This window comes from Fusobacterium sp., from assembly GCF_030528405.1.
Taxonomy (GTDB): domain Bacteria; phylum Fusobacteriota; class Fusobacteriia; order Fusobacteriales; family Fusobacteriaceae; genus Fusobacterium.
In genome coordinates this window covers 2,309-4,548 of record NZ_JAUMYY010000068.1, presented here as the reverse complement: position 1 = coordinate 4,548, position 2,240 = coordinate 2,309, and the positions used below count along the sequence as shown (strand labels likewise).

Here is a 2,240-nt window from a genome sequence, read left to right as displayed (position 1 = left end):
GTTATCAAATAATATTCTATATTTGCAGAAAAATAGATTATTATGGGAGCAGTTAGATTACGGGCTACAATTCAAGAAACAGATATGCCTTACATAGAGCGATTTTTAAAAGGTATTTCAGCAAAAGAAATTTCATTTGACAATACTTATGATTTTTATTATGAGTTATCTTCTGATGACTTAAAAAAATTAGAACTTGCAGAAGAACAATCAAAATTAGGAATGGTTACCAATAGTTGTGATGTTCATAGAGAAGCAATCGAAAGACTAAAAAGATGAAAGTAGAGTGGGTAAATGAAGCAAAATTTGACTATTACAATAATTTAGAATATTGGTACAAACGCAATGATTCTTATGAATACCCTTTAAAAATTATTGAAAATGTCAAATTAGTAGAAAAAGAAATCTCTGAAAATCCATATTTTTTGGCTGTTTATAGTGAGAAATTAGAACTTTTTAGAAAATTCTTTTTTAATGGAAAGTTTGTTATTTTCTATAAAGTTTTTGAAGAAGAGCAGAGGATAGAAATAAGATATTTCAGAAGTACCAAACAAAAACCTTTAATGTAATCTTATTAGCTTTTTGCTAAGGCATTTTGTTTTTTTAGTTTTTTAGATTTAATAGGGCGTAAAAAGAATAAAAACGAGGTATCGCAATTTTTAGGATATAAAAACAGAAGAAAATTTCTTCTGTTTTTTTTTGATAGCTAACAAAAGAAAAACCCACTAAAAAGTGGGTTCTGCTTTCAGTTATCGGATTTGGTGCTGATAGGTTGCTTCCCAGCAGAGCCTATTTCCTCCCTCACCGATAAGACAAAATTACTCATTTTTTTAAAAAGGACAATTTTATTTATAAATTTATTTTTTATTTTTGACATTTATACGCACTGCCAACTACTCCTATGCAATGGGAGTAGCTCACTAGAACCCTTAAAGGGTTCGTGAGGTCTTGCAGACGGCTTTTTGATTTAAGAAATAAAAAAATTTAGAAGATATGGCAAAATCATCTATTCATATTATCGCAGTAAAAACAAACTCTGAACTTCACAACAAACGACTTAAAGAGTATGATTATGTTCGTCAAGAATTAACCCCATTTAATGAAATATGGGAACAGGAAAGTTTATCCTGTGCAAGGCAACGAATAGAGACTACTTATGAAAAAAATGTAGGTCAAAAAATGCAATCCAAAATGAACCCATTACGAGAGGGGGTTTTAAATCTAAACCCCGAACACACAATGGAAGATTTACACAGATTGCGAGAAGTTTTATTTGAGCAATTTGGAATAAAAACAATCCAAATGTACATTCACCGAGACGAGGGCTATATGAAGTCCAAAGAATGGAAACAAAATCTACACGCTCATTTGATTTTTGACTGGACAGACGAAAAAGGCAAGTCACTCAAACTCAAAAGACAAGAAATGACCCAATTACAAGATGTTGTTTCCGAAGTTTTAGAAATGGAAAGAGGGCAAAAATCTAACAAAAAACATTTAGGAGCAATAGCCTACAAGATTCAGCAGATTGAGGAAAATATAGCTCAAAAACAGCTTGAAATTGGGCATTTAGTAACTCAATGGGAATTTTACAAAGAACTTGAAACTTCTGCCAATGTAGAAGATTATATTCAAAAAGGCTTTTTAGGACTAAACAACAAAATCAACAAAGAAAAATTAAATACCCTTATTCGTTCGGAAAAAGCTAAAACCATTGAAAACAAAAATTTAGTTTCTGAAAATAAAAAAATCATCAAACAAACAGAAAATTTTTATCAGCAAATGACCCTGCAAATAAATTCACTTGAAAAAGAGCGTGAAAATCTCGAAAAAGACAAAACTAATTTAGAAGCTGAAAAATCGCTTTTTTTTAGAAGAATGAATAATCTCATAGGTCAAGAAGAGAAAGTTAAAAATTTTGACCTTAAAATGGCTGAATTTAATGTTTTGAAGCAAAAATTTGAAAGGATAAAAGATTTTGAGGGAATAAATTACTCTCGTAGCTATTTGGATTACTGCGTAAAAGCTCAAAATTTTTTAGATGAAATTCTCATTCCTCAAATTCTTCAAGAACTCACTGAAAGACAAAATTTCAGAAATAAATTAGAACTTGAAAAAACACTGGTTAAAGAATTTGAAAACAAAGGATTAAAATATTTTGACACCACCAAAGAAATTTTCGAACAAACCGAACAAAAAATGGGAATAGAATATCGCCCATTTTTAGGCAGAAAGAGATA

General features: G+C 30.1%; 3 protein-coding genes. All 3 read left to right on the top strand.

The features are described 5' to 3' along the window. The first annotated feature begins 42 nt into the window (after nucleotides 1-42). On the top strand, nucleotides 43-279 hold the full coding sequence (locus Q4A58_RS07945) for a hypothetical protein (protein WP_303118141.1): 237 nt from the start codon (nucleotides 43-45) through the stop codon (nucleotides 277-279). Beyond that, nucleotides 276-569, top strand: coding sequence for a hypothetical protein (locus Q4A58_RS07940; RefSeq protein WP_303118140.1), 294 nt, complete (start codon nucleotides 276-278; stop codon nucleotides 567-569). Before Q4A58_RS07945 ends, Q4A58_RS07940 begins: the two co-directional genes overlap by 4 nt. Before the next feature lie 424 nt (nucleotides 570-993). Beyond that, a partial coding sequence (locus tag Q4A58_RS07935) for a hypothetical protein (protein WP_303118139.1) occupies nucleotides 994-2,240 on the top strand: 1,247 nt, incomplete at its 3' end.

Excerpts from the sequence above, each read along its gene's own strand:
- Q4A58_RS07940 (WP_303118140.1), top strand. The coding sequence starts at position 276 with ATGAAAGTAGAGTGGGTAAATGAAGCAAAATTTGACTATTACAATAAT.
- Q4A58_RS07945 (WP_303118141.1), top strand. The coding sequence starts at position 43 with ATGGGAGCAGTTAGATTACGGGCTACAATTCAAGAAACAGATATGCCT.